At 75.3% G+C, this 5,624-nt stretch carries 7 protein-coding genes; 1 reads left to right on the top strand and 6 read right to left on the bottom strand.

Features of this window, described 5'->3' with window-relative positions:
• The 6 genes from ACFU6K_RS29780 to ACFU6K_RS29755 all read right to left on the bottom strand — a co-directional run.
• Positions 1 to 630, bottom strand: a 630-nt coding sequence (locus ACFU6K_RS29780; protein ID WP_380668200.1) for a hypothetical protein, incomplete at its 3' end; no start/stop codon positions are given.
• Positions 631 to 634: 4 nt separating this feature from the next.
• Entirely contained in the window at positions 635 to 1,663 is a 1,029-nt protein-coding gene (locus ACFU6K_RS29775; protein WP_380668198.1) for an aminoglycoside phosphotransferase family protein, read from the bottom strand.
• 37 nt (positions 1,664 to 1,700) lie between these two features.
• Positions 1,701 to 2,150, bottom strand: coding sequence for a nuclear transport factor 2 family protein (locus tag ACFU6K_RS29770; RefSeq protein ID WP_380668196.1), 450 nt, complete (start codon positions 2,148 to 2,150; stop codon positions 1,701 to 1,703).
• 146 nt (positions 2,151 to 2,296) lie between these two features.
• A complete protein-coding gene (locus tag ACFU6K_RS29765) occupies positions 2,297 to 3,064 on the bottom strand; it encodes an HAD hydrolase family protein (protein WP_380668194.1) in 768 nt (255 codons plus the stop codon).
• A 77-nt stretch (positions 3,065 to 3,141) separates the two neighbouring features.
• Positions 3,142 to 3,714: a hypothetical protein gene (locus ACFU6K_RS29760; RefSeq protein ID WP_380668192.1), complete on the bottom strand. Its 573-nt coding sequence runs from the start codon at positions 3,712 to 3,714 to the stop codon at positions 3,142 to 3,144.
• A 68-nt stretch (positions 3,715 to 3,782) separates the two neighbouring features.
• Positions 3,783 to 4,322: a CGNR zinc finger domain-containing protein gene (locus ACFU6K_RS29755; protein WP_380668189.1), complete on the bottom strand. Its 540-nt coding sequence runs from the start codon at positions 4,320 to 4,322 to the stop codon at positions 3,783 to 3,785.
• A 167-nt stretch (positions 4,323 to 4,489) separates the two neighbouring features.
• Here ACFU6K_RS29755 and ACFU6K_RS29750 point away from each other — a divergent pair.
• Positions 4,490 to 5,624, top strand: a 1,135-nt coding sequence (locus ACFU6K_RS29750) for an MFS transporter (protein ID WP_380668187.1), incomplete at its 3' end; no start/stop codon positions are given.

Raw genomic sequence — 5,624 nt, 5'->3', positions numbered from 1 at the left:
CAGGGGCCGGGCGCGCACAGCGCCCGGTGCGGGAGCTGGTGTTGGGCATAGTGTGCAACACCGCGCCCTGGACATATCTGGGCAACAAGCCGGGTCGTCCGGCGCACCCTCCGCCACCCACGCGGCGAACCGCCGCAGCACCCGCGACCGGTTCGGCGCCGTGAGCACGGAGGTGCTGATGGCGTGCTCCCAGGTCGTCCCGAAGCACAGCACACCACTGTCGAGCGCGAGCATGCGGAACTCGGGACGGCAGAAGGCACTGCCCAGCGGCCCGGCCGCGCCCCGGCCCATGACGTCCCAGTCGGCCCGCAACTCGACGCAGTGCCACCGCGCGGGGCCGGGGCCGTCCTCGGGCCCGAGCGGCAGCAGGAACCTGCGGTCCGTCGCGGAGAAGAGCCCTCCCTCGACCGACAGCCGGTACCAGTCGGCGTTCGCCTTCTCGTGCAGGAGCGGGTCGAGGACGTCCAGCACGGCGTCGACGCGCCCCTCCTCGGGCGGGCAGCCCGGCGCCTGACCGGTGAGGAACGGTGGGATGAGGCCCTCGGGTTCGGTCCATCCGGCCACGACGGCCAGGCCCGCCTCGGCGAGGGCGGTCCGGGGGGCTTCCGCCCACGGGGGCACCTGCCCCACGGCCTCAGGCTCCGAGCAGGCGCAGGGCCTGGCGCAGGTTGTGCTCGGCGATGGCGGCCATCGCCTCGCGGGCCGGGAAGGGTCCGTCGAGCAGGCGCAGCGGTCCCGCCGTCAGCGAGAGGCGCTGGGCCAGTGCGTAGAGGGCGAGCCGGTCCTCGTCCAGGCCGTCCGCTGCCAGCCGCCGGTAGTCGGCCCGGGGCAGACGGATCCGCAGGAAGACGTGCTCCCACTCGGCGTCGAAGTACATCGTGCCCTCGATGTCGATCAGCACCGGGCGGCCGACCGCGTCCACCAGCACGTGGTCGGGCCCGAGTTCGCCGTGCACCACCGGGTACTCGGCGCGCGGGCGCACCGCCGCCGCCAGGGCTCGCAGCCGGTCCGCGAACCGGTCGCGGGCCTCCGCGATCCGGGGGTCGCGCGCTGCCGCCTCCGCGAGGTCGCGCAGCGCGCGGTCCAGCACGACGCCCTCGCACGACGGCCCGTGCGACGCTCCTCCCCCGTCGACCACCGCCACCTTCCCGTAGCGGGGCGCCCGGTGGCCGCGCATGGCGCCCAGTGCCTCGCCGAGCCGGGCCAGGACCGGGGCGGCGGCGCGCGGGTCGCGGGCGAGCAGCTTCTCCAGGCTCTCGCCGGGGACGTCCTCGACGATCGCGAGGTCGGCCGTGCGGTCGGCCGTGCGGGAGGAGGCAGGATCGGCCGCACCCGGGGCACCCTCGCCGTCCCGGTGCGTGGCGCGCTCGACGAACCGGAGCGCCGGGACCCGGACACCGAGCGCGTCCAGCCGGGCGTGCGCGGCCGTGAACAGGTCGAGTCCGAGGCCGGGCGAGAACGGGTCGGCGAGGTCGTCGTCCCCCTCGGCCGCCGGCCAGTAGTTCTCGGTCCGGTCCCAGCGGTAGGCGATCGCCGTCGTCCCGTCGTCCATCCGCAGGCGGTAGACGCCCTTCTTGCTGCCGCCCGCCAGCCGCTCGGCCCCTTCCAGCCGCCGCCCGCCGCCCAGCGCGGCCCGCGCCGCACCCGCCAACCGCTCCCGCACCGCCGCCCCGCCCCTCCTCGTCCCGGTCGGCGGCACCCTACCGCCGCAGGTGGCGGCTCACGTCGCCGACCAGGGTGATCCGCACCCGCCGCTCGGTGAACCGCCACCGCCCGTCCTCCGCGCGCGCGAAGCGGTCGTGGTACCGGCCCGCGGCGATCGCCTGCAACGGAAGCCCGGGCAGCGCCTGCAGCACGGTGACGTAGGAGCGGGCGACCGCCGTCCCCGCCGGCTCGTCGACCTCGACGGCCACGTTGGTGGTGACGTGCTGGGTCCGCGGCGTCCCGTCGGCATGGATGATCAGCGTCTCCCGGAACATCGCCTCGATCGCCTCCCCGCCGCGCACCGGCTCGCCGCTGCCGACGAACACGGCGTCGGCGAGCAGGGCGCCGAGCCCCGCGAAGTCGCCGTCGTCCACGAGTTCGGCGTAGCGCGCGATCAGGTTCTCGATCGCCCGGTGGCTCGGCACCGGATCAGCGGGCGCGGACATGGTCTCCCCCAGGGCCGGACAGCGGTCATCTCCCCTGATGTTCCCACGCCTTGATCGGGCGTCGGGTCCTGACGGGGCACGGCGGCGACGACCCCGGGAAGCACCCGGCAACTCGCCGCGCCCGAGTGGCAGGCGGCGCCCGACGACTACCGGACGGGTGCCTCGGCCAGCCGGGAGATCTCGGCGGCGACGGCCTCCGGTTCGGCGGCGACGGTGACGCGGGCGACGCCGTCCAGGCCCGGGTGGCCGCCGACCCGGACGGAGTGCCGCGCGTTGCGCAGCAGGTCGAGGTCGTTGATGTCGTTGCCGAAGGCGTTGTACGCGTCGATCCCCAGGGAGGTCAGCGCCTCCCACTTGTTGGTGGTGCCCGGGGCGAAGTCGATGATCGCCTCGTCGAGGTGGTGGTTGACCGTCATCCCGAGCGCGCGGCCGGCCTCGGCGAGGGCCGCCAGGTCGGTCGCGTCGACGACCAGGAACTTGACGACGGCGGGGAGTTCGGCGAGCTCGACCCGACGGGCGAGGCCGCCCTGGTCGACCCGGCCGCGGATCGGGTGGTCGGCCGGTCCGGTGTAGGCGTAGTCCCACGGGCCGTCGGCGAGGTAGCCGGCCCGGAACCGCTCGACCTCGGTCAGCAGCCGGTCGAGTTCACCGACCTCGAACGCGGCCCGCGCCCGCACCTGGCCGTCGACGGAGACCAGGCTGCCATTCCCGCCGATCAACGTGGCGGTGGGGAAGGCCCCGTCGAGGACGGGCAGGAGGTCGCGGACCGGCCGGGCGGAGGCGAAGACCAGCTGGTGGCCCGCCCGCTCGCAGGCGTCGAGGGCGGCGAGGATCCGACTGTCGATCGTCCGCCCGTCGAAGCAGAGCGTGCCGTCGATGTCGAAGACCGTGGTGCGGGCGCTGGAGGAGATCATAAGACGATGCTATCCAGCCGGTGCCGTACACGATCCGCCACCGGTCTCCCCCAGCGGCGCCCCCACCAACCCGGGCCCTACTGGTAGTCGGCCATCAGCTCGCGGTCCACCGTCATGGCGGCCCGGTCCAGGGCCGGCAGGCCCAGGTGCTCGCAGATCAGCGCAGTGAGCCGCTGCTCGCGGTCCGGGCTCTCGGCGAACTCGCCCCCGATGCCCAGCCCGGCCGCCGTGACGAGGGGGGCCAGCTCGTTGGGCCAGTGCTCCCCGACGTGCTCGGCGCCCTCGTAGTCGACGCAGGAGGAGATCCGGCCGTCCCGGTAGTGGTACGCCTTGGGGCCGTGGGCCTTGACGATGCAGGGGTTGGGCACGAACACCACCAGTTCGGCGCCCTCGGGGCAGAGCCCGCGGTAGTCGATGTCGTCGTAGTCGTCGCGGGACGGGTTGAGCATGGGGTGCACGATCACGCCCCACTCTCCGGGCGCCGGCTCCTCGCCCCGGGCGAAGGGCGGTCGGTGTCGCGCGGTCAGCCCGTCGGCCATGGCGGCCCGGATGGTTCCCCGGAAGTACACCAGGACGGTCTCGTCCTCTCCGTAGCCCTGTCCTTCCAGCCAGTCGATGGGGCCCCGGTGGATCCAGTCGTAGTCGGTCATGATCGGCACCGTAGCCCTCGGCACCGACACCGCCCCGGGACGAGCCCGGGACGGCCGGAGCGGGAAGGTCACGCGCGGGCCGGTCCGTTCGCCGGCCGCGCCGCGCGGCGGTGCCGCCGGACGGCGTCGCGGTTGGCGCAGCGCTGGGTGCAGTAGCGCTTGCGGCCGGTCCGGGTGGTGTCGGCGAAGACGGTGGCGCACTCGGCGACGGCGCACCGGCCGAGCCGGTGCATGCCGCGGCCCACCAGGTGGAAGGCGGTGCCGACGGCGATCAGCGTCGACAGCACGGCGCCGAACGACTGGTGGTCGTCGCGGTAGTGGAGGTGCCAGCCGCCCGTGTGGTCGGTCAGCCGGGGGTGGGCGGCGTCGGCGGCGAGCATCCGGTTGAGCCGCGCGGCCCGTTCGCGTTCGTCGGCCGCGTCGACCACCGACTCCCAGGTGTCCAGCAGGGCCAGGATGCGCGCCAGGTCCGCCGGCAGGACCGGTCCGTCGACCACCAGCCCCGCCGCGCGGCAGCGGTCCGCCAGTTCCCCGGCCGTCCCGGGGCGCCGGTTGACCAGGGCCGCGGCCAGGTGCACGGCGCTCTCGCCGTAAGGGTTGAGGTGCATAAGACCATGACAGCAGGCTGCTGGGCATGCGTCAGCACACCGACACCGGAAAGCCTTCCGCACCACCGACCTCCGCACCACCGACTTCCACACCAACGACTTCCGCACCGCCGACCTCCGCGCCGGCGGCTCCCGGGGACACCGCCGGCCCGCTCCGGTACCGCTGGGTGGTCCTGGCCGTCGCCACCGTCACCCAGGCCGCCTCCGGCTTCTTCGTACAGGGCATCGGAGCGATGGCCGTCCCCCTGCAACAGGCACTGGACCTCAGCACCAGTCGGCTCGGCCTGCTCCTGTCGGCCTCCCAACTGGTGCCGCTGGTCGGCCTGTTGGTGGCCGGCGAGCTGCTGGACCGGTACAACGAGCGCTGGGTCGTCGGCCTCGGCGCCGCCGTGGTCGCCGCGGCCCTGCTCCTCGGCGGCCTGGCGCAGGGGTACGCCTCCCTGCTGGCCGTCCTGCTGGTCGTCGGCGCCGGGTACAGCACCGTGCAGCCCGGCGGCAGCAAGTCGGTGGCCTCCTGGTTCGATCCGGCCCAGCGGGGGCTGGCCATGGGCGTCCGCCAGGCCGGACTGCCGCTGGGCGGGGCGCTCGCCGCCGCCGTACTGCCGCTGGTGGCCGTGGCGTACGGGTGGCGGGCGGCGCTGGTGGTCGGCGGGCTGGTCGCGCTCCTGGGCGCCGGGCTCTTCACGACCCTCTACCGACGCCCGCCGACCGCCCCGCCCGTACGCCCCGCTCCCGGCCCGGCTACCGCTCCCGACCCGGCTGCCGATCCCGGCCCCGGCCCGGGCCCCGCCCCGGGCCCCGTGGCACCGACGGCCTCCGTCCGCTCCCGGCTGCGGATCCTCCGCGAACCGGCCATGGCCAGGATCCTGTTCTCCGGCCTGGCCCTGGTCTCGGTGCACAGCGGCATCGGCGTGCTCGGCGCCCTGTACCTCCACGACGTGACGGCCCTCGGCCCCGGCCCCGGCGCCGCCGTCCTGGTGGCGGTCCAGGTCGCGGGGGCGGTCGGCCGGATCGCGCTGGCGGCCTGGAGCGACCGGAGCCGCGCCGGTCGGTACCGGCCCGTCCTGGTCTGCCTGGCCGCGGTGGTGGGCGGGCTGGTGGTCCTGGCGACGCCGGCGGGCCGGTCCCCCGCCGCGGCCGCCGTCCTGTTCACCTGGCTCGGCTTCTTCGGGATCGGCTGGTACGGCCCCTGGGTGGCCCACCTGGCGGAGTCGGCCCCGCCAGGACGGACCGGTTTCGCCCTCGGCCTGGTCATGGCGGTCAACCAGGTGGCCGTCGTCGTGGTCCCGCCCGCCCTCGGGC

The organism is Kitasatospora sp. NPDC057512 (assembly GCF_042802135.1).
Taxonomy (GTDB): Bacteria; Actinomycetota; Actinomycetes; order Streptomycetales; family Streptomycetaceae; genus Kitasatospora.
Note: the sequence above shows the minus strand (reverse complement) of the source record. Positions and strands in the feature narration are given on the sequence as shown.